Origin of the sequence: Streptomyces sp. NPDC093071 (assembly GCF_044754545.1) — a bacterium.
Classification (GTDB): Bacteria; Actinomycetota; Actinomycetes; order Streptomycetales; family Streptomycetaceae; genus Streptomyces.
Genome location: NZ_JBIVPH010000003.1, coordinates 403,266 through 423,485 on the forward strand (window position 1 = coordinate 403,266; position 20,220 = coordinate 423,485).

The following is a 20,220-nucleotide window of genomic DNA, read 5'->3' on the forward strand; positions in this document are numbered from 1 at the left end:
CACACCCCCTAGACGCGATGGGCGGTCGGTCGTACCAGCAGAACACAGGTGAGGACGGCGAGCGCGGCCGCCGCTCCCCCGGCGGCCACCGGGCCCGCCGCGGGCAGCGCGGTCTGCGCGGCGGCCGCGAGCAGGCAGACGGTGGCGGCGCCGAGCACCGCGCCGAAGGCCTGGAGGAGCAGCCCGAGCCAGAGCGCGGTGCCGACCAGGAGCAGGGCGAGCAGGCGCGGGAGCGTCGGCCAGGGCGCCCCCGGCCAGGCCAGGGTGACGGCGAGGGCGAGGGAGACGAGGACGGTGAGGTAGCCGCCGAGGCAGAGGACGAGGGTGCCGGTGACGGCCCGCCGGAACGCGCGGGCGGTGGTGAGGGTCCGCAGCCGGGTCAGGCTCTCGCCCCGGAAGCGGTGCAGCAGCCATTCGGCGGGCCCCATGGAGAGGGTGAGCGCGACGACGGCCCCCGCGCCGCCGACCGGGGTGGCGCCGACGCCCGCGTGCAGGACGAGGAGCCCGCTGCCGAGCCCGAAGAGCCCGTACGGGAGGGAGGCCGCGCGCGGGGGCCCGCCGCGTCCCGCCGCCGCCCGCCGGAGGCCCGGCCGGAGCACCAGCGCGGCGAGGACGACGGCCGCGGTGAGGGAGGCGAGGAGGAGGCCGATCCGCAGGGACCCCGGCAGGTCCCAGCGGAAGGCGGGGAGGGCCCCGGCGAGCGGCACCAGGGCGCCGAGCAGGGCCCGTTCGCGGCCGAGGACCAGGAGGACGGTCGCGGCGGCGAGGTAGAGCGCCTGTCCGGCGGCGAAGACGGCGGCCGGGGTCTCGCCGGGCGCGGCGACCGCGAGGGCGACGCCCGTCCCGGCGAGGGCGCCGGGGAGCGCCCCGGTGAGCAGGGCGCGGGCGGCGGCGGGCCGGTCGCCGAGGCCGAGCCAGGTGTACGCGCGGTGGGACAGGGCCTGGTTCCAGACCCAGCCGGTGAAGGCCCCGGCGAGCAGCGGAACCGTTCCGCCGGGGAGCCCGTACCGGCCCTGCTCCCCCGCGAGCAGCGGGGCGGCGAGGACGTACGCGAGGCCGGGCAGCGCGAAGACGAGCCCGCGCAGGAGGCAGTGCGCGAGGCCGTCGAACCGGGGCCCGGCGGGCGGCGCCTGCGGTGCGGGGTGGCGCCGCTCCACGCGCGCGTAGAGGTCCTCGGCGAGGGCGAAGGAGTCGGCGCGGCCGTAGGTGAGCCGGATGTGGTCGTCGGTCATGCCGTCGGACTCCAGGAGCGCGGCCACCTCGTCGGGGTGCACGGCGGCGGCGACGAACCCGTCGATCCGCCCGGCGAGTTCGTCGAGGGGGTCGGGGGCGAGGTCCGTGTCCGGGACCTCCTTCGCGTCCGGGGTCTTCGGCGCCTCCTCGCGGCGCGGTCTCGGAATCGCCGGGAGGGCGGCCCCCTCCTTCGGGGGTTTCAGCCAGAGGGAGCCGCTCATGCCGGGGTGCCTCCCGCCACGAGGTCCGCCGGGGTGCGGTGGGGGACGGGGACCCGGACCGTCCAGATCCTCGGGACGGGACGGTCGGGGCGGTCGGGGCGGTCGGGGCGGGGGGACGGGTCCGCGCCCGCCAGTTCGCGGTAGATGCGGCGGAAGCCGTCCACCGACCGGTTCAGGGTGAAGCGGTCGACGACCCGCTGCCGGGCCAGGCGGCCCAGTTCGGCGCGCCGGGCGCCGTCACGCAGGAGCGCCGAGAGCGCGGCGGCCATGACGGCCGGTTCGCGGGGCGGGACGACGAGTCCGGTGTCGCCGACGGCCTCCCGCACCCCGCCGACGTCCGTGGAGACGGTGGCGCGGCCGCAGGACATGGCCTCGATGAGGGAGAAGGGGAAGCCCTCGCTGATGGAGGAGAGGACGACCACGCTGCCGGCCGCGTAGGCCGAGGGGACGTCGGAGACGCGGCCCTCGAAGGCGAGGCCGTCGGTGACGCCCAGTTCGGCGGCGAGCTTCTCCAGGCGGGTCCGGTAGTCCTCGTTCCCGGCGGGCACCGGGCCGAACAACCGCAGCCGCAGCGCGGGGAGTTCGGCGCGGCAGATCGCGTACGCCCGGATCAGGGTCTCCAGGTCCTTGATGGGGTCGACGCGTCCGCACCAGCTGAGGGTGGGGGTCGCGGGCTCGGGGCCGGCCTCGGGGAAGAGGGCCGGGTCGACGCCGTTGTAGACGGTGCGGATGCGGTCGGCGGGGGCGCCGCCGCGCTCCTCCCAGCGCCGGTTGTACTGGTTGCAGGGGGTGATGAGGTCGGCCTTGCGGTAGCCGAGGGTGTTGAGCTCGCGGTAGAAGGCGAGCATCAGGGCCTTGACGGGCCAGGGCTGCGTCTCGGTGCGGTAGCCGAGGTACCGCTCGCGGAGGTAGATGCCGTGTTCGGTCAGCAGGAAGGGGACCCCTTCGAAGTGCTGCGCGGCGAGGGCCGGCAGGGTGGCGAGTCCGCTGGAGACGGCGTGCGCCACTCCGCCGGTGGATATCCGGGCGGCGAGCGGGCGCAGGGCGTGTTCGAGCAGGTCGGTGGCGGTGAGCGCGTCGTGGACGGTGGGCCGGGCCGCGCGCGTCGGCAGGTGCGGCATGGCCCACGTCCACATCAGGGAGCGCAGGGCGGCCTCGGAGCGGAGGGCGGCGGTGAGCCGTCCCCGCCGGGCGAGCGCGGCCAGTTCGTAGAGGCTCGTGCCGAAGTCGTAGCCGGTCCCCGGGTCGAGGAGGGAGAGCAGCAGCCGCTCGTACGTGTCGAGGAAGCGGCGGTGGTCCCGCCCGCGCGGGGCCCGGCGCGCGCGGACGGGCGCGGCCGGGCCCCGCGCGGGGCCCCAGAGGGGGAACGCGGTGTGCCGGACGACGTTGGGCGGCAGGTCCCAGGTGACGGGCTCCCGTCCGCTGCCGGTGAGGGCGAGGATCTCGAAGTCCACCTCGGGCATTCCCCGGACGAGTTGGTCGCACCAGGTGCTGACCCCGCCGTGGACGTGCGGATAGGTGCCTTCGGTGAGCATGGTGACGTGACGGCCACTGCTCGGCATGTTCGGTTCCCCCCGGAACGTGCTGGGTCAGGTGGTCGGGATCGTGAGGGTGACGGCGCTCTGGAGCAGTTCGGGCGAGGTCCAGGCGGAGCGGGTGCCGGCGTAGGCCGTGCCGAAGGCGGTGGTGCCGAGGAGCAGCTTCTTGCGGGTGCCCTCGGGGGCGGTCACGGGCGCGGTGACGCCGGAGGGGGCCTTGACGGTGACGGTGGTGCCGATCCGGTAGGCGGTGACCTTTCCGGCGGCGAGGGCCTGGTCCCAGGCGGTGCGGCGGGTCAGCTCGGTGCCGACGTCCCGCTGGGCCGGGTTGACCAGGGGCGCGGAGGGCGCGAACAGGCCCCGGTAGTCGGCCAGTACGCGGTCGAGGACGGGGTAGAGGAGCCGTTCCTCGGCGAGGTTGGACTGGTGCACGTAGTGCGGGCGCGGGTCGTTGCCGAGGACGTGGGAGAGCGCGGTGCGCGCCTCCTGCGGGACGATGTGGTCGGCGTAGCCGGTGGCGAGGGGCAGCGGGGCGGGCAGGCAGGTGGAGGCCGGGTTGGACTCGCAGATGCCGCTGCCGCCGTCGGCGCGGGAGGTGTAGACCCAGTTGTACTCGTCGGCCATCTCGGCGGCGGTGCCCACGTTGTAGTACACGTTCATGGGGTGGCGGGGCACGGTCTTCGCGGCGCCGGAGGCGGTGGTGAGGGCGCGCTGCTGCGGCTCGCGGGAGTTGTCGCTGCCGGTCCACTTCACGCCGTTGTCGGCGAGGGCGCCGGCGAGGTTCGGGTTGTCGACGGGCTGCTGGGGCAGGGTCCTCAGGCCGGAGTGCTCGCCGGTGACGAGCTCGGAGCGGTCGACGGCGATGCCCTTGCGGACGGCCCAGTCGTGGTTGTCGCGGATCTGCGCGGACAGCTCGGCGCGGGTGACCCAGAGGGTGTTGCCCCGGGCGTCCGTGGCGCACCGCCAGGGCACGACGGTGTTGTCCTGGACGCAGCCGAGGAAGGGGTGGGTGTAGGTGTGGTTGATCCACCGGTACTGGGCGCGGTCGGCGACGAGCCGGTCGGTGAGCGGGTCGGAGCCGCCGTGCTCGGCCTTCCACTGCTCGCCCTGGCCGCCGTTGTAGACCATGTCGAGGGTGAAGCCGGAGGCCTTCTGCCAGGCGGCGGCGTACTGGGCGTCCGCGGCGGTCATGCGGATCGGGTTCGCGCCCTCGCCGTCGTCGCCGGCGCAGTCGAAGTCCCCGGGGGTGCAGTCGAGCGCGGGGTCCCAGCGGGCGTCGGGGGCGAAGACGTCGTCGACGTGGACGGAGAGGTAGTTGCGGCTCTGGCCGAGGTGGACGCCCTGGGTGAGCCATTCGACGATGCCGCGGGCGAGCGCACGGAACTGCCGCTGATACTGGTTGTAGGCGAAGGTGACGACGAGCTCGCGGCGCCCGTCGGCGGCGTACTCGCCGACGAGGCTGGCCCGGCCGCCGCCTTCGACGGGGAGGTCGAGGTAGCTGGTGTAGCCGGCGCGGGGGCGGCCCGCGTAGCCGTAGCTCTCGGCGATCGCGGGGTCGTTGTCCTCGAAGGTGAGCGATCCGGCCAGGTAGCGGAAGGGGCCCGCCTGCCCGGCGGGGGTGACGGAGGTGGTGACCCCGTCGAGGACGCCGGACATGCCGCCCTCGTTCGTGTAGTCGAGGCCGACGCCCGGGTGGGACCAGGTGTAGGCGTCGACCTGCGGGATCCCGAAGGTCCGCTCGTACGCCCGGAGCGCGGTCTGCTCGGCGGAGTCGGGGCCGAAGGCGGTCTCGTGGGGCAGGACGACGCCCTGGTACCTGGCGCGCGGCCGTCCGTCGACCGTGTCGCTGAGGAAGGCCTGGTTCAGGACCGGGCGGTTCGGGTCGTTGAGGTCGATCCTGCGGTACGGGACGCCGGAGCCCTTCAGCTCGGCGGTGATCGCCCCGACCGCGCTGCCGCCGTCGTCGACGACGAGGACGACGAGGTCGACGCGGGGCGCCGGGGCGGTGGCGGCCTGCGCGGACGGCACGACGGTGGCGATCAGCGCGGCGGCGGCGAGGGCCGCGATCCGGCCCGTGCGGGATCCGGGACGGGCGGTGCGGGACGGGGCGCGGTCGCCCGGGGCGGTGCGGGACGCGTTTCCGGGCATACGGATTCGGCCGGAGTCCATCGGTGGTTTCCCCCCTCTGCAGGACCGCGCCGGGCCGGGACGGGACCGGGCGGACCTGTGGAGATGTTGCAGATGGTGCGAAGGCGAGGGCGTCGCCCTTGCGTGATTGAGGCGAGTGTGAAGGGAGCCCCTCGGCCCTGGCCGGTAAACATGAAAGAGACACCACGGATGAGTGAATCAACGCCGCCGTGAGCGAACCGGGCGAGCGAGCGTAGGCTCGTTCCCGGCGCTCTCCGGGCCGAAATACGATGCGGCGGGCACGGTCGGCCCATCCCTCGACCGCCACAGAACTCAATGGAAGCGAGAATTCACCACCGTGACTGCTCTCACTCTCAGCACTGCCGGCGCGGCGACGCTGCGCGCCGACGTCCTCGTCGTCGGCGTCGCCAAGTCCGGGAAGGAGCTGATCGTCGCTCCCGGCGCCGAGGCCGTCGACAAGGCCTTCGACGGCCGGCTCGCCGCCGTCCTGGAGACCCTGGGCGCCTCGGGTGCCGAGGGTGAGGCGACCAAGCTGCCCGCCCCCGCCGGTCTCAAGGCCCCCGTCGTCCTGGCCGTCGGCCTGGGCGGCGCCCCCGAGGACGGCGAGGCGTTCGGCACGGAGACCCTGCGCCGCGCCGCCGGCACCGCCGCCCGCGCCCTCTTCGGAACGAAGAAGGCCGCCTTCGCCCTGCCGGTCGCCGAGGCCGCGGCCGTCTCCGCCGTCGCGGAGGGCGCCCTGCTCGGCGCGTACGCCTTCACCGCGTACCAGGAGGCCGGCAAGGACGCGAAGAAGCCGCTGGCCGAGGTCGCCCTGCTCGGCGCCAAGCCGCGCGACAAGGCCCACAAGGCCGCCGCCGAGCGCGCCCAGGCCGTCGCGGAGGAGATCAACCGCGCCCGCGACCTGATCAACACCCCGCCGAACGACCTGACCCCGGCCGCCTTCGCCGCCGCGGTGCAGACCGCCGGCAAAGAGCACGGCCTGAAGGTCCAGGTCCTCGACGAGAAGGCGCTGGCCAAGGGCGGCTACGGCGGCATCCTCGGCGTCGGCGCCGGCTCGGAGAACCCGCCGCGCCTGGTCCGCGTCGCCTACACCCACCCGAAGGCGGAGAGGACCCTCGCCCTGGTCGGCAAGGGCATCACCTACGACTCGGGCGGCATCTCCCTGAAGCCGGCCGGTCACAACGAGACGATGAAGTGCGACATGAGCGGCGCCGCCGCCGTGTTCTCCACCGTCGTCACCGCGGCCCGCCTCGGCCTGGAGGCCAACGTCACCGGCTGGCTGGCGCTCGCCGAGAACATGCCGTCCGGCTCCGCCACCCGCCCGGGTGACGTCCTGCGCATGTACAGCGGCAAGACCGTCGAGGTCCTGAACACCGACGCCGAGGGCCGGCTGGTCCTGGCCGACGCGCTGACCCGCGCCTCCGAGGAGAACCCGGACGCGATCGTCGACGTGGCGACCCTGACCGGCGCGATGATGATGGCGCTGGGCAGCCGCACCTTCGGGATCATGGCCAACGACGACGAGTTCCGCTCCACGATCCACGAGATCGCGGAGGAGGTCGGCGAGGCGTCCTGGCCGATGCCGCTCCCGGCGGACCTGCGCAAGGGCATGGACTCCCCCACCGCCGACATCGCCAACATGGGCGAGCGGATGGGCGGCGGCCTGGTCGCCGGCCTCTTCCTCCAGGAGTTCGTGGGCGAGGGCATCACCTGGGCCCACCTGGACATCGCGGGCCCGGCCTTCCACGAGGGCGCCCCGTACGGCTACACCCCCAAGGGCGGCACCGGCTCCTCGGTCCGCACCCTGGTGCGGCTGGCCGAGCGGGCCGCCGAGGGCGAGCTCTGAGCACCGTCTGACCCCGTGCGACGGGTACGGCCCCGGGCTCCGCGCCCGGGGCCGTACCCGTCGCGTTCCCCCGTCCGGGGCCTTCCGTACGGACGATCCGCCGTCTCGGAGAACGGCCCCGCGTCCCGCCATCCGTCAACAAGTGCGAAGATGGGTTCTCGGCAGGACAGGGCCCCCATCACAGGGCCGGAAAATAAGCGGCCGAACACCAGCCGCCGCCCGGTCATGGACGACCGGCGACGAGCGCACATGCATGGAGGACGTGACGTGGCGAACGACGCCAGCACCGTTTTCGACCTAGTGATCCTCGGCGGCGGTAGCGGCGGTTACGCCGCGGCGCTGCGCGGAGCGCAGCTGGGCCTGGACGTCGCACTGATCGAGAAGAACAAGCTCGGCGGCACCTGCCTGCACAACGGCTGCATCCCGACGAAGGCCCTGCTCCACGCCGGCGAGGTCGCCGACCAGGCACGCGAGGCGGAGCAGTTCGGTGTCAAGGCCTCCTTCGAGGGCATCGACATCAAGGGCGTGCACAAGTACAAGGACGACGTGATCGCGGGCCTCTACAAGGGTCTGCAGGGTCTCGTCGCCTCCCGCAAGGTGACCTACATCGAGGGTACGGGGCACCTCTCCTCCCCGACCTCCGTCGACGTGGACGGCCGTCGCGTCGAGGGCCGTCACGTCCTGCTCGCCACGGGTTCCGTGCCGAAGTCGCTGCCCGGTCTGGAGATCGACGGCAACCGGATCATCACCTCGGACCACGCGCTGACCCTGGACCGGGTCCCGGAGTCCGCGATCATCCTGGGCGGCGGCGTCATCGGCGTCGAGTTCGCCTCGGCGTGGAAGTCCTTCGGCACCGAGGTCACCGTCATCGAGGGCATGAAGCACCTGGTGCCGGTCGAGGACGAGAACAGCTCGAAGCTTCTTGAGCGCGCGTTCCGCAAGCGCGGCATCAAGTTCAACCTCGGCACCTTCTTCCAGTCCGCCGAGTACACCGACAACGGCGTCAAGGTCACGCTGGCCGACGGCAAGACCTTCGAGGCCGAGGTCCTCCTGGTCGCCATCGGCCGCGGCCCGGTCTCCGCCGGTCTCGGTTACGAGGAGCAGGGCGTCGCGATGGACCGCGGCTACGTCCTGGTCGACGAGTACATGCGCACCAACGTGGAGACGATCTCGGCCGTGGGCGACCTCGTCCCCACCCTGCAGCTCGCGCACGTCGGCTTCGCCGAGGGCATCCTGGTCGCCGAGCGCCTGGCCGGTCTGAAGACCGTCCCGATCGACTACGACGGCGTGCCCCGGGTGACGTACTGCCACCCCGAGGTCGCCTCCGTCGGCATCACCGAGGCGAAGGCCAAGGAGATCTACGGCGCGGACAAGGTCGTCGCCCTGAAGTACAACCTCGCGGGCAACGGCAAGAGCAAGATCCTGAAGACCGCGGGCGAGATCAAGCTCGTCCAGGTCAAGGACGGTGCCGTGGTCGGCGTCCACATGGTCGGTGACCGCATGGGCGAGCAGGTCGGCGAAGCGCAGCTGATCTACAACTGGGAGGCGCTGCCGGCCGAGGTCGCGCAGCTCATCCACGCCCACCCGACGCAGAACGAGGCGCTCGGCGAGGCCCACCTGGCCCTGGCCGGCAAGCCTCTGCACTCCCACGACTGACGCTGACGTCATCACAGGGCGCGACGACCACTTTCCGCAATTCGTTAGGAGCAACTGAAACCATGTCGGTTTCCGTAACCCTGCCGGCGCTCGGCGAGAGCGTCACCGAGGGCACCGTCACCCGCTGGCTCAAGGCCGAGGGCGAGCGCGTCGAGGCCGACGAGCCGCTGCTCGAGGTCTCGACCGACAAGGTCGACACCGAGATCCCCGCCCCCGCCTCGGGCATCCTGGCCTCCATCAAGGTCGCCGAGGACGAGACGGTCGAGGTCGGCGCCGAGCTGGCCATCATCGACGACGGCTCCGGCGACTCCGCCGAGGCCAAGGCCCCGGCCGCCGAGTCCGCCCCGGCGCAGGAGGCCCCCGCGCCGGAGGCCCCGCAGGCCGAGCCGTCCACCGAGACCGAGCAGCCCGCCCCGGCCCCGACGGCCGAGGCCGCCTCCGGTGGCGGTTCCGCCGAGGGCACCGACGTCGTGCTGCCCGCCCTGGGCGAGTCCGTCACCGAGGGCACCGTGACCCGCTGGCTGAAGTCGGTCGGCGAGACCGTCGAGGCCGACGAGCCGCTGCTCGAGGTCTCCACGGACAAGGTCGACACCGAGATCCCGGCCCCGGCCTCCGGTGTCCTCCTGGAGATCGTCGTCAACGAGGACGAGACCGCCGAGGTCGGCGCCAAGCTGGCCGTCATCGGTGCCGAGGGCTCGGCTCCGGCCGCCGCCCCGGCACAGGAGGCCCCGGCCCCCGAGGCCGCTCCGGCCCCGAAGCAGGAGGAGGCCCCCGCGGCTCCGGCCGCCCCGGCCCCGGCTCCCGCGCCGGCCGCCCCGGCCGCTCCCGCCGCCCCGGCTCCGGCTCCGGCCGCGCAGGCTCCGGCCGCTCCGGCCCAGGCCGCCCCGTCCATCGCCCCGGCCGTGGTCACCCCCGTCCCGTCCGCCCCGGCTCCCGCCGCGCCGTCGGAGGACGGCGCGTACGTGACCCCGCTGGTCCGCAAGCTCGCCACCGAGAACGGTGTCGACCTGGGCTCCGTCAAGGGCTCCGGCGTCGGCGGCCGCATCCGCAAGCAGGACGTCCTCGCGGCCGCCGAGGCCAAGAAGGCCGCTCCGGCTCCGGCCGCCACCGCCCCGGCCGCGTCCGCTCCGAAGGCTCCGGCTCTGGAGACCTCTCCGCTGCGCGGCCAGACCGTCAAGATGACCCGGATGCGCAAGGTCATCGGCGACAACATGATGAAGGCGCTGCACGGCCAGGCCCAGCTGACCTCGGTCGTCGAGGTCGACATCACCAAGCTGATGAAGCTGCGCGCCCGCGCCAAGGACGCCTTCGCCGCCCGTGAGGGCGTCAAGCTCTCCCCGATGCCGTTCTTCGTGAAGGCGGCGGCCCAGGCGCTGAAGGCCCACCCGGTCATCAACGCCCGGATCAACGAGGACGAGGGCACGATCACCTACTTCGACACCGAGAACATCGGTATCGCGGTGGACTCCGAGAAGGGTCTGATGACCCCGGTCATCAAGGGTGCGGGCGACCTCAACATCGCCGGCATCTCGAAGAAGACCGCGGAGCTGGCCGGCGCCGTGCGCGCCAGCAAGATCACGCCGGACGACCTGGCCGGCGCGACCTTCACCATCTCCAACACCGGTTCGCGCGGCGCGCTGTTCGACACGATCATCGTGCCCCCGAACCAGGTCGCCATCCTGGGCATCGGCGCCACCGTGCGTCGTCCGGTCGTCATCGACCACCCGGACCTGGGCGAGACGATCGCGATCCGCGACATGACGTACGTCGCGCTGTCCTACGACCACCGTCTGGTGGACGGCGCCGACGCCGCCCGCTACCTGACGGCCGTCAAGGCGATCCTGGAGGCCGGCGAGTTCGAGGTCGACCTCGGCCTGTAGTCGTGTGCGGGCGGGCTCCGGCCCGGCCGCAACGTAACGAGCCTCACCTGCGGCGCCCCCGTCCGGAAGTGTTTCCGGACGGGGGCGCCGCCGTATTGTCTAAGGGTCAACACTCCCCGAGGAGCCCTTCATGACCGTCCCCGTCGTCCACTCGCTGCGCGAACAGATCCGCGAGCACATCGTGGAGGGGATCGTCAGCGGCCGCTGGAAGCCGGGCGAGCGGATCGTGGAGCGCCGGATCGCGACCGAGCTGGAGGTCAGCCAGACCCCGGTCCGCGAGGCGCTGCGCGAGCTGGAGTCGCTGCGGCTGATCGAGTCGGCGCCCAACAAGGGCGTCCGGGTCCGCAACCTGACCGCGGCCGACCTGGAGGAGAGCTACCCCGTACGGGCCGGTCTGGAGCAGATCGCGGCCGAGCTGGCGGCCGGACGCCTCTCGGCGGACTGCTCGGCCCTGGAGCCGCACGTGGCGGCCCTGTACGAGGCGGACGCGGCCGCGGACGGGACGGCGCAGGTGCGGCACACGGTGGCCTTCCACCGGGAGCTGGTGAAGGCCGCGGGGAACGCCGTGCTGCTGCACACCTGGGAGACGCTCGGCATCGAGGTCTTCACGGCCCTCTCGATCCGCTGGCTGGGCACGGTCCAGAAGTCGTACGCGGAGGAGCACCAGGAGCTGGTGGAGGCCTTCCGGCGGGGCGACCCGAACATCGGCGCGCTGGTGAAGGCGCACGTCCTGGGCTGCGCGCCGCGCGCCTGACCGTACAAAGACACCAGCGGGTCCGCTCTCCGGCGGGCCCGCTTCCTCATGTCCGGACGCCCGCTCATCCGTGCGCGGACCCCCTCAGAAAACCGCTCCCACCTGCGAAAACAAGGCACCGGGTGCCCCTTTTCGCGGCACCCTGTGCCGACTTTCTCGATCTGAAGAGGTTTTCGCCTTCAACCCTTTGATCGATCATCGATCGCCGGTTTACAGTCTTCGGCGGGCCACACCCGGCCCTTCGCCCTGTCCTGCCAGACAAGGGCCCCATCTCCACCCCCACCTGTCCGGAAGGCGGCGATCATGACCGATCCCGTAGGCAAGATTCCGAGCGAGCTCGACCAGCTCCCGGACCGTGACACCGAGGAGACCGCCGAGTGGGCGGCCTCCCTGGACGCCGTCACCAAGGCCGCCGGCCCGCACCGGGCCGCCTACCTGATGCGCCGCACGCTCCAGCACGCCGAGGGCGCGGGCCTCGCCCTCCCCAAGCTCCTGGAGACGGACTACGTCAACACCATCCCCACCTCCGCCGAGCCCTCGGTCACCGAGTTCGGCGGCGACGAGGAGATGGAGCGGAAGATCACCGCGTGGAACCGCTGGAACGCGGCCGCGATGGTCTCCCGCGGCTCCAAGTACGGCGTCGGCGGCCACATCGCCACCTTCGCCTCCGCGGCCTGGCTCTACGAGACGGGCTTCAACCACTTCTTCAAGGGCAAGGAGTCGCAGGACGCCCCCGGCTCCGGCGACCAGCTCTACATCCAGGGCCACGCCTCCCCCGGCATCTACGCCCGCGCCTTCCTCGACGGACGCCTGAACGAGGCGCACCTCGACAACTTCCGGCAGGAGTCGGGCGGCAACGGCCTGCCCTCCTACCCGCACCCGCGCCGCCTCCCCTGGCTGTGGGAGTTCCCGACCGTCTCCATGGGTCTGGGCCCGCTCTCCGCGATCTACCAGGCGCGGTTCAACCGCTACCTGACCAACCGCGCCATCAAGGACGTCTCCGCCTCCCACGTGTGGGCGTTCCTCGGCGACGGCGAGATGGACGAGCCCGAGTCGACCGCGGCCCTCGCGCTCGCGGCCCGCGAGGGTCTGGACAACCTGACCTTCGTCATCAACTGCAACCTGCAGCGCCTCGACGGCCCGGTCCGCGCCAACTTCAAGATCGTGCAGGAGCTGGAGGCCCAGTTCCGCGGCGCCGGCTGGAACGTCGTGAAGTCGCTGTGGGGCAACGCCTGGGACGAGCTGTTCGCGCTCGACACCACCGGCGCCCTGGTCCGCCGCCTCCGCGAGGTACCGGACGCGCAGGTCCAGACGTACCAGACCCGCGACGCCGCCTACATCCGCCAGGACTTCTTCGGCAAGGAGCCGGCGCTCGTCGAGATGGCGAAGCTGCTGAGCGACGACAAGATCCTGGAGTGCTTCCACCTCTCCCGCGGCGGCCACGAGCCGCGCAAGGTGTACGCCGCGTACAAGGCCGCCCTGGAGTTCAAGGGCGCGCCGACGGTCATCCTGGCGCAGACCGTCAAGGGCTTCACCCTCGGTGAGGGCTTCGCGTCGAAGAACGCGAACCACCAGATGAAGAAGCTCTCCACCGACGAGTTCAAGAACATGCGCGACCTCCTCGGACTCCCGATCTCGGACGCGCGGTTCGCCGACGGCCAGGTGCCCTACGGCCACCCCGGCGCCGACTCCCCCGAGGTCCGCTACCTCCAGGAGCGCCGCGCGGCGCTCGGCGGCCCGGCCCCGGCCCGCCGCGTCCACCCGCTCGCCCCGCTGCCGGCCCCGGCCGACAAGGCGTTCAGCGTCTTCGACAAGGGCTCCGGCAAGCAGTCGATGGCCACGACCATGGCCTTCGTCCGCCTGGTGAAGGACCTGATCCGCGACAAGGAGACCGGCAGGCGCTGGGTCCCGATCGTCCCGGACGAGGCCCGCACCTTCGGCATGGAGAGCCTCTTCCCGTCCCTCGGCATCTACTCGCCGAAGGGCCAGACGTACGAGCCGGTCGACCGCGACCAGCTGATGTACTACAAGGAGGCCAAGAACGGCCAGATCCTCAACGAGGGGATCACCGAGGCCGGTTCGATGGCCGACTTCATCGCCGCTTCCACCGCGTACTCCACGCACGGCGAGGCGATGATCCCGTTCTACATCTTCTACTCGATGTTCGGCTGGCAGCGGACCGCCGACCAGATGTGGCAGCTCGGCGACCAGCTCGGCCGCGGCTTCCTCGTCGGCGCCACCGCCGGCCGCACCACCCTGACCGGCGAGGGCCTCCAGCACGCCGACGGCCACTCGCCGGTGATCGCGGCCACCAACCCGGCGGCCCTGACGTACGACCCGGCGTTCGCCTACGAGGTCGCGGCCATCGTCAAGGAGGGTCTGCGCCGGATGTACGGCGAGGCCGCCGAGGGCGAGGACCAGGACGTCTTCTACTACCTCACGGTCTACAACGAGCCGATGCCGCAGCCCGCCAAGCCGGCCGGGATCGACGAGGGCATCGTCAAGGGCCTGTACCGCTTCAACACGGCCGAGTCCGCCGGGGTCGACCTGCCCGCGAACCCGTCGCGGATCCAGCTCCTCTCCTCCGGCACGGCCATCCACTGGGCCCTGGAGGCGCAGAAGCTGCTCGCCGCCGAGTGGGGCGTGGCCGCCGACGTGTGGTCCGCGACCTCCTGGACGGAGCTGCGGCGCGACGCCCTGGAGGCGGACGCGGCGCTGCTGCGCGGCGAGGAGCGGGTGCCGTACGTCCGCGAGGCCCTGGCGGGCGCCGAGGGCCCGGTGCTCGCGGTCTCCGACTACATGCGCCAGGTCCCGGACCAGATCGCGCAGTGGGTCGAGCAGGACTGGTCCTCGCTCGGTGCCGACGGCTTCGGCCTCTCGGACACCCGCGACGCGGCCCGCCGCCACTTCGGCGTCGACGCGCAGTCGATCGTCGTCGCGGCGCTCGCGCAGCTCGCGCGGCGCGGCGAGGTGCAGGCGTCGGCCGTGAAGGAGGCGCGCGAGCGCTACGGCCTGTAAGGGTCCTCCGGTCCGGACGGGGCGGGCGGCACGCATGATGGAGTCATGCGTGCCGCCCGCCTCATCAAGTTGGTCCTGCTGCTCCAGTCCCGCCCGTCGATGACGGCGGCCGAACTCGCCGCCGAGCTGGAGGTGTCGGAGCGGACGGTCGCCCGGGACGCGCTCGCGCTCTCGGAGGCGGGGGTGCCGGTGTACGCGGACCGGGGCAGGGCCGGCGGCTACCGGCTCGTCGACGGCTACCGCACCCGGCTGACCGGCCTCGCCCGGGGCGAGGCGGAGGCGCTGTTCCTGTCCGGCCTCCCGGGCGCGCTGCGGGACATGGGGCTGGAGGACGCGGCCTCGGCGGCCCGTCTGAAGGTGTCGGCGGCGCTGCTCCCGTCGCTGCGGGACGCGCCCCGTACGGCCGCCCAGCGCTTCCACCTGGACGCGCCCGGCTGGTACCAGGAGCCGGTGACCCCGGAGCTGCTGCCCGCGCTCGCGGAGGCCGTCTGGGACGACCGGTGCGCCCGGGTCCGCTACCGGCGCGGGGACGGCACCGAGGTCGAGCGGGAGCTGCGGCCGTACGGGCTCGTCCTGAAGGCGGGCGTCTGGTACGCGTGCGCGTGGACGGGCGGTTCGTTCCGCACGTACCGGGTGGACCGGTTCACGGCGGTGGCGGTGGGCGGGGAACGCTTCGAGCGGGACCCGGACTTCGACCTGCCCGCGTTCTGGTCCGCCCGCTCCCTGGAGTTCACCCGTTCCCTGCTCCGGGCCGAAGCCGTGCTGCTCCTCACGGAGGAGGGGGCGCGGCGGCTCCCTTACGTGACGGACCGGGCGGCGGCCGGGGAGGCGCTCGCGGCGGGCACGGCGGAGGCCGACGGGCGGCTGCGGGTGACCCTGCGGGTGGAGAACGAGGAGGTGGCCTTCGCCCAGCTCCTGGGCCTGGGCCCGGAGGCGGAGGTGACGGCCCCGGCCGCGCTCCGGGAGCGGTTCGCGGAGGCGGCGCGGGGCCTGGGAGGGCTGTACGGACAGGACCCCCCGGGTTCCTACCGGTAGTCGTCCACCGACACGTCCTCGTCCGTCTCCTTGGCGACGATGAAGCCCCACGCGTCCGGCCGCGAGCCGTCCGCGTCCGTGAAGCCGTACTCCTTCGCGAGCTGTCCGCTGGAGAGCGAGCGGCCGTTCCAGCGGGCCCGGTCGGGGTCGGCGGCGAGGGCGGCGACCGCGCGGCCGACGTAGACCGGGGACTCGGCGACGGCGAAGTCGGGGAGCTTCTCGGCGGCGTCGCGCCAGTTCTCCTCGGTCACCCCGAAGTGGTCCAGCATCTGCTCCGAGCGGAGCCAGCCGGGGGTGAGCGCGACGGCCGTGCAGCCGGCCGGCTCCAGTTCGCGCGCGAGGCCGAAGGCCATCCGGATCGGGGCGTTCTTGGCGAGGTCGTAGTAGACGTTCTCGCGGTAGCGGGTGGCGTTGTACTCCTGGGTGCCGTCGGTGACCTCGACGAGGAGGCCGCCGGGGTGCCGGGTGAGCAGCGGGGTGGCGGCGGCGCTGGTGATCAGGTGGCTCTTCACGCCCAGCTCCAGCATCCGCAGGCCGTCGGCGAGGTCCACCTCCCAGATCTTCCCGCCGAATCCGGCGACGACCAGGTGCTCGCCGCCCCAGATGTCGTTGACGAGGACGTCGAGGCGGCCGCGCTCGCGGTCGATCCGGTCGACCAGGACGCGGACCTGCTCGGGTTCCAGGTGGTCGGTGGGGACGGCGATGCCCTCGCCTCCGGCGGCCGTCACCAGTTCGGCGGTCTCCTCGATGGTCTCGGTGGTCCGGCCGACCTCGCTGACCTTCTCGCGGGTGGTGCGCCCGGTGGCGTAGACGGTGGCTCCGGCGGCGCCGAGCTGGACGGCGATGGCCCGTCCGGCGCCCCGGGTGGCCCCGGCGACCAGGCAGATCCGTCCGCGCAGGGGCTTGCTGTCAGGTGTCTCGGTGGTCATGGACGTCACCCTGGCAGGAAAGTAAGACACCTTCTGTCCGGATTCATTTCGCGCTTTCCGGGTGCGTCGTCCCCGCCGGGGCAGGATGCTGGTCCCGTGATGGACGAGACCGAGTTCTGGAAGATCATCGACGCCGCCCGGGAGGACGCCGAGGGCGACGCCGAGGAGCAGGCGGACCTGCTGGTGGAGCGGCTGACCCGGCTGGACCCTGACTCGGTGCTCGACTACGCGCGCCATTTCGAGGCCCGCTACAACCGCGCGTACCTCTGGGACCTGTGGGGCGCGGCGGCCGTGCTGTTCGACGGGGCGGGCGAGGAGGCCTTCGACTCCTTCCGCTGCTGGCTGATCGGCCAGGGCCGGGAGGTGTACGAGGGGGCCGTGCACGAGCCGGACGCGCTCGCGGAGCTGCTCGACGACTTCGACGTGGAGATCGACGGGGACGGCGAGGAGATCGGTTTCGCGGCGGACGAGGCGTACGAGCAGCTGACCGGCGCCGAGACGCCGGACCTGGGCATTCCGATGCCGGGGGGCGAGCCGCTGGGGACCCCTCTCGACCTGGCGGACGACGAGGCCCTGGCGGCCCGCTTCCCCCGGCTGTGGGAGCGCTTCGGGGCGGGCTGATCCGGGCCTGGGCGGTTCCGGGGCGGGCCGATCCGGGCGCGGGCGGTTCCGGGGCGGGATGGCCACGGCCCGGCCGGGGGCGCGGGAACCGGACGGGGCCTCCTCAGTCGGCCAGCGACCGGCCCATGCACACGTCGTCCACGTACCGGCCGTCGATCAGGAACTCCCCCGGCAGCACGCCCTCCACCGCGTAGCCCTCGGAGGCGTAGAGCGCGCGGGCCGGGGCGTTGTGCCCGAGGACCCGCAGGGTGAGCCGGGTGGCGCCCCGCTCCCGCGCCCGCCCGGCGGCGGCCCGCAGCAGCGCCCGCGCGACGCCCCTCCCCCGGGCGGACGCGGCGACCACGAGGCTCTGGATCTGAAGCACGTGCGCGTGGGAGGCGAGCGGGATGGGCTGCACGATCCGGACGTAGCCGACGAGCGCGTCCCCGGCCACCGCCACCAGATAGTCCCCGGGCAGGTGGCGCTCGTCGAAGAAGGGCCCATACGGCGGGACGGGCGCGGGCACCACCGCGTGGAGGGGGGACCAGGCGGCCCGGTCGAGGGCGCCGAGCGCGGCGTCGTCGTCGCGTTCGGCGGTACGTATCCGCGTCTCCGGCACGATCATGGAGGTCACTGTGCCATGCCCCGGCCGGAAGGGGGCAGGATGGCCCCATGCAGCGTTCCGCCTCCCGCAAGCGTGTCGCCGTCACCGGCGCCTCCGGGCTCATCGGCTCGGCCCTGGTCCGCTCCCTGCGCGCCGACGGCCACGACGTCCTCCGGCTCGTCCGCCGCCCGGCCCGTACCGCCGACGAGGTCGAGTGGGACCCCGCGCGGCTGTACGTGGACGCCGCCGGGCTCGTCGGCGTGGACGCCGTCGTGCACCTGGCGGGCGCCGGGGTCGGCGAGCGCCGCTGGAACGAGGCGTACAAGAAGGAGATCCGGGACAGCCGGGTGCTCGGCACGACGGCGATCGCGCAGGCGCTCGCCTCGCTCGCGGAGCCGCCGGAAGTCCTGGTGTGCGGCACGGCGCTCGGCTGGTACGGGGACACCGGCAGCCGCGCGGTCGACGAGGGCGCTCCGGCGGGCACCGGCTTCCTGCCCTCGGTGTGCGTCGAGTGGGAGGCCGCGGCGGCCCCCGCCGAGGAGGCCGGCATCCGGGTCGCGTACGCCCGCACCGGTCTGGTGGTGGCGCGCGAGGGCGGGGCGTGGGGGCGGCTCTTCCCGCTCTTCCGCGCCGGGCTCGGCGGGCGGATGGGCGACGGGCGCCAGTACTGGTCCTTCATCTCCCTGCACGACGAGGTGGCCGCCCTGCGGCACATGGTCGACACGCCGTCCCTGTCGGGTCCGGTGAACCTGACGGCCCCCGAGCCGGTCACCAACCGCGAGGTGACGGCGGCGATGGGCCGGGTGCTGCGCCGTCCGACGCTCCTCACGGTCCCGGCGCCGGCCCTGCGGATCGTCCTCGGGGACTTCGCGCAGGACGTGCTCGGAAGTCAGCGGGTGCTGCCGGGGCGGCTTTTGGAGACCGGCTTCGACTTCGCGTTCCCGACGATCGACGAGGCGGTCCGGGCCGCGGCCCGCTGACGCGCCCCCTCCTCCCCCGTCCCCTCCCTCCAGTCCCTTCCGTGCTCCCCCGTGCCGCGCGCACCCCGGCGCGCGCTCCTGGCACCCGTGGGAGCGCTGCCTAGGCTCGACGCGGACCGTGAACTCCGGCATTCCGGAGGCTCGTTGGGGGCATAGGCCTCCCACCGGCCGCGCCGACCTGGGGAGGGGCACGTGCTCAGCAGCGCAGACGACAACGTCAGCAGCACGAAGAACACCGGCAGCACTGGCAGCACAGGCAGTACTGGAAGCACACGCAGCACTGGCCGTACGGGCGGCACGAGCGCCGTGGGCACCACCGGCGGCACCGGCGGTAGCGGCGGTACCGGTGGCACGCACGAGGCCGTCGACGTCGTGGTCGTGGGGGCCGGGGCGGCGGGGCTCGCGGCCGCCCACCGGCTGACCCGCGCCGGGCTCTCCGTCGCCGTCCTGGAGGCGGAGCCGTGGATCGGGGGCCGGATGGCGACGGCGTCCGTCGACGGCTTCCGGCTCGACCGGGTGGGCGGGCCGCTCACCCTGTCCCACGAGGAGCCGCGGTCCCTGCCGGGGCTCGACGCCCTCGCGCTGCGGCCCTTCGCGCCGGGGGTCCTCGTGCACAGCGACGGCCGGTACGCGCGGTGGGGCGCCCCGCACCCGCTCCGGCCGGCCGGAGCGTCCCGGACGGCGGGCGGCCGGAGCGTGGGGGGAGCGTTCAGCGTGGCGCGCGCCCTCGCGAGCGCCCCCCGGCATCCGGCGGCCTCGCTGGACCAGGCGCGGCTCGGCGCGTCCCTCGTGCGGCTGACCGCGACCCCGGCGCAGCGCATCCTGGCCCGGCCCGAGCGGACCGCGCGCGAGGCGCTGACCGCGCGGCTGCCCGCCCGGACCGTCCAGGGGGTGCTGCGGCCGCTGCTCGCGGCGCTCCTGGCCGACCCGGACCTCGGCACGTCGAGCCGCCGGGCGGACCTGGCGCTGCGCGCCTTCGCCCGGGGGCGGCTCGCGGTGCCGGAGGGCGGCGCGGCGGCGCTCCCGGAGCTGCTGGCGGCCGCGCTGCCGCCGGGCACGGTCCGCACCGGCGTACGGGTCACGGAGGCGTCCGTCTCGCGGGTCACGACGGCGGAGCACGGGGTGTTCCGCTGCCGCTCGGTGGTCCTCGCCACGGGGGCGCGCACGGCGGCGGAGCTGCTGCCGGGGCTGCGGACGCCCGCGTTCCACGCGGTGACGGTGCTGCACCACACGGCGCCGGTCGCGCCCACCGGCGATCCGGTGCTGCTCCTGGAGTCGGACCCGGGCGGGCCGGTGGCGCACACGGCCGTGATGAGCGCGGTCGATCCGGGGCGGGCCCCGGCGGGGCGGATCCTGATCACCTCGACGGTGCTCGGGACGCCGCCGGACGACACGGAGCGGCGGGTCCGCAAGCACCTCGCCGCGCTGTACGGCACGTCGACCGACGAGTGGGAGCTGCTGGCGCTCCGGCACACCCCGGACGCGGTCCCGGCGATGCCGCCGCCGCACGACGGGAACCGCCCGGTCCGGCTGCTCGCGGGGCTCTACGTCTGCGGCGACCACCGCGCCGCGAGCACCGCGCAGGGCGCCCTCGCCTCGGGCCGCCGCGCGGCCCGCGCCCTCCTGACCGACCTGGGCGTGCGGCTCCCGGCGGAACCTCCTTGGGCGGAGGCCGCGTAGGGCGGGTCCGGCGGATCGGGGCCGGGCGGGGCACTGCGTCCCGGTGCACGGGGTCTCCCCGGGCCCGCAGGGCCGGGAGGAGCCTGGCGCCTTGGCCC

At 73.8% G+C, this 20,220-nt stretch carries 14 protein-coding genes; 9 read left to right on the top strand and 5 right to left on the bottom strand.

What is annotated here, in order from left to right; all coding sequences use genetic code 11:
* Nucleotides 1–8: 8 nt before the first annotated feature.
* Genes ACIQD7_RS13135 through ACIQD7_RS13145 form a run of 3 tightly spaced genes read right to left on the bottom strand, consistent with a single transcriptional unit; the run spans nucleotide 9 to nucleotide 5,161 of the window.
* Nucleotides 9–1,454: a hypothetical protein gene (locus tag ACIQD7_RS13135; protein WP_402441614.1), complete on the bottom strand. Its 1,446-nt coding sequence runs from the start codon at nucleotides 1,452–1,454 to the stop codon at nucleotides 9–11.
* Nucleotides 1,451–3,016: a GT4 family glycosyltransferase PelF gene (gene pelF, locus ACIQD7_RS13140; protein ID WP_402441615.1), complete on the bottom strand. Its 1,566-nt coding sequence runs from the start codon at nucleotides 3,014–3,016 to the stop codon at nucleotides 1,451–1,453. The genes ACIQD7_RS13135 and pelF overlap by 4 nt, the downstream gene beginning before the upstream one ends.
* A 27-nt stretch (nucleotides 3,017–3,043) precedes the next feature.
* Nucleotides 3,044–5,161, bottom strand: a complete 2,118-nt coding sequence (locus ACIQD7_RS13145; RefSeq protein WP_402441616.1) for a hypothetical protein — start codon at nucleotides 5,159–5,161, stop codon at nucleotides 3,044–3,046.
* A gap of 316 nt (nucleotides 5,162–5,477) precedes the next feature.
* On the opposite strand from ACIQD7_RS13145, the gene ACIQD7_RS13150 reads away from it, so the two are divergent.
* From ACIQD7_RS13150 to ACIQD7_RS13175, 6 genes are all read left to right on the top strand, one after another.
* Entirely contained in the window at nucleotides 5,478–6,986 is a 1,509-nt protein-coding gene (locus ACIQD7_RS13150; RefSeq protein WP_402441617.1) for a leucyl aminopeptidase, read from the top strand.
* Between the two features lie 267 nt (nucleotides 6,987–7,253).
* A complete protein-coding gene (lpdA, locus tag ACIQD7_RS13155) occupies nucleotides 7,254–8,642 on the top strand; it encodes a dihydrolipoyl dehydrogenase (RefSeq protein WP_402441618.1) in 1,389 nt (462 codons plus the stop codon).
* 62 nt (nucleotides 8,643–8,704) lie between these two features.
* Nucleotides 8,705–10,522, top strand: a complete 1,818-nt coding sequence (sucB, locus tag ACIQD7_RS13160; RefSeq protein WP_402441619.1) for a 2-oxoglutarate dehydrogenase, E2 component, dihydrolipoamide succinyltransferase — start codon at nucleotides 8,705–8,707, stop codon at nucleotides 10,520–10,522.
* Between the two features lie 130 nt (nucleotides 10,523–10,652).
* Nucleotides 10,653–11,276 carry a GntR family transcriptional regulator gene (locus ACIQD7_RS13165; RefSeq protein WP_121833460.1) on the top strand — a complete coding sequence of 208 codons (624 nt, stop codon included), beginning with the start codon at nucleotides 10,653–10,655 and terminating at the stop codon, nucleotides 11,274–11,276.
* A 303-nt stretch (nucleotides 11,277–11,579) separates the two neighbouring features.
* Nucleotides 11,580–14,294, top strand: a complete 2,715-nt coding sequence (gene aceE, locus ACIQD7_RS13170; protein WP_402441620.1) for a pyruvate dehydrogenase (acetyl-transferring), homodimeric type — start codon at nucleotides 11,580–11,582, stop codon at nucleotides 14,292–14,294.
* A 45-nt stretch (nucleotides 14,295–14,339) separates the two neighbouring features.
* Nucleotides 14,340–15,329: a helix-turn-helix transcriptional regulator gene (locus tag ACIQD7_RS13175; RefSeq protein ID WP_402441621.1), complete on the top strand. Its 990-nt coding sequence runs from the start codon at nucleotides 14,340–14,342 to the stop codon at nucleotides 15,327–15,329.
* On the opposite strand, the gene ACIQD7_RS13180 is transcribed toward ACIQD7_RS13175, so the two are convergent.
* Entirely contained in the window at nucleotides 15,320–16,258 is a 939-nt protein-coding gene (locus ACIQD7_RS13180) for an SDR family oxidoreductase (protein WP_402441622.1), read from the bottom strand. The two genes, ACIQD7_RS13175 and ACIQD7_RS13180, sit on opposite strands and share 10 nt — an antisense overlap.
* 99 nt (nucleotides 16,259–16,357) lie before the next feature.
* On the opposite strand from ACIQD7_RS13180, the gene ACIQD7_RS13185 reads away from it, so the two are divergent.
* The gene (locus ACIQD7_RS13185) at nucleotides 16,358–16,879 is read left to right on the top strand and encodes a DUF4240 domain-containing protein (RefSeq protein ID WP_121833456.1); all 522 of its coding nucleotides are present in this window, start codon (nucleotides 16,358–16,360) and stop codon (nucleotides 16,877–16,879) included.
* A gap of 103 nt (nucleotides 16,880–16,982) precedes the next feature.
* Here the strand turns inward: ACIQD7_RS13185 and ACIQD7_RS13190 are convergent, their stop codons facing one another.
* Entirely contained in the window at nucleotides 16,983–17,483 is a 501-nt protein-coding gene (locus ACIQD7_RS13190) for a GNAT family N-acetyltransferase (RefSeq protein WP_402441623.1), read from the bottom strand.
* Between the two features lie 47 nt (nucleotides 17,484–17,530).
* Here ACIQD7_RS13190 and ACIQD7_RS13195 point away from each other — a divergent pair, with 47 nt between their 5' ends.
* Both ACIQD7_RS13195 and ACIQD7_RS13200 read left to right on the top strand, forming a co-directional pair.
* Entirely contained in the window at nucleotides 17,531–18,442 is a 912-nt protein-coding gene (locus ACIQD7_RS13195) for a TIGR01777 family oxidoreductase (protein ID WP_402441624.1), read from the top strand.
* 306 nt (nucleotides 18,443–18,748) lie between these two features.
* Complete coding sequence (locus ACIQD7_RS13200; protein WP_402442338.1) at nucleotides 18,749–20,122, top strand: FAD-dependent oxidoreductase; 1,374 nt, start codon at nucleotides 18,749–18,751, stop codon at nucleotides 20,120–20,122.
* Nucleotides 20,123–20,220 lie beyond the last annotated feature (98 nt).

What these genes read in the sequence shown, in the direction of transcription:
- ACIQD7_RS13135 (WP_402441614.1), bottom strand. Translation starts at nt 1,454, where the DNA reads ATGAGCGGCTCCCTCTGGCTGAAACCCCCGAAGGAGGGGGCCGCCCTC.
- pelF (WP_402441615.1), bottom strand. Translation starts at nt 3,016, where the DNA reads ATGCCGAGCAGTGGCCGTCACGTCACCATGCTCACCGAAGGCACCTAT.
- ACIQD7_RS13145 (WP_402441616.1), bottom strand. Translation starts at nt 5,161, where the DNA reads ATGGACTCCGGCCGAATCCGTATGCCCGGAAACGCGTCCCGCACCGCC.
- sucB (WP_402441619.1), top strand. Translation starts at nt 8,705, where the DNA reads ATGTCGGTTTCCGTAACCCTGCCGGCGCTCGGCGAGAGCGTCACCGAG.
- ACIQD7_RS13165 (WP_121833460.1), top strand. Translation starts at nt 10,653, where the DNA reads ATGACCGTCCCCGTCGTCCACTCGCTGCGCGAACAGATCCGCGAGCAC.
- aceE (WP_402441620.1), top strand. Translation starts at nt 11,580, where the DNA reads ATGACCGATCCCGTAGGCAAGATTCCGAGCGAGCTCGACCAGCTCCCG.
- ACIQD7_RS13175 (WP_402441621.1), top strand. Translation starts at nt 14,340, where the DNA reads ATGCGTGCCGCCCGCCTCATCAAGTTGGTCCTGCTGCTCCAGTCCCGC.
- ACIQD7_RS13180 (WP_402441622.1), bottom strand. Translation starts at nt 16,258, where the DNA reads ATGACCACCGAGACACCTGACAGCAAGCCCCTGCGCGGACGGATCTGC.
- ACIQD7_RS13185 (WP_121833456.1), top strand. Translation starts at nt 16,358, where the DNA reads ATGGACGAGACCGAGTTCTGGAAGATCATCGACGCCGCCCGGGAGGAC.
- ACIQD7_RS13190 (WP_402441623.1), bottom strand. Translation starts at nt 17,483, where the DNA reads ATGATCGTGCCGGAGACGCGGATACGTACCGCCGAACGCGACGACGAC.
- ACIQD7_RS13195 (WP_402441624.1), top strand. Translation starts at nt 17,531, where the DNA reads ATGCAGCGTTCCGCCTCCCGCAAGCGTGTCGCCGTCACCGGCGCCTCC.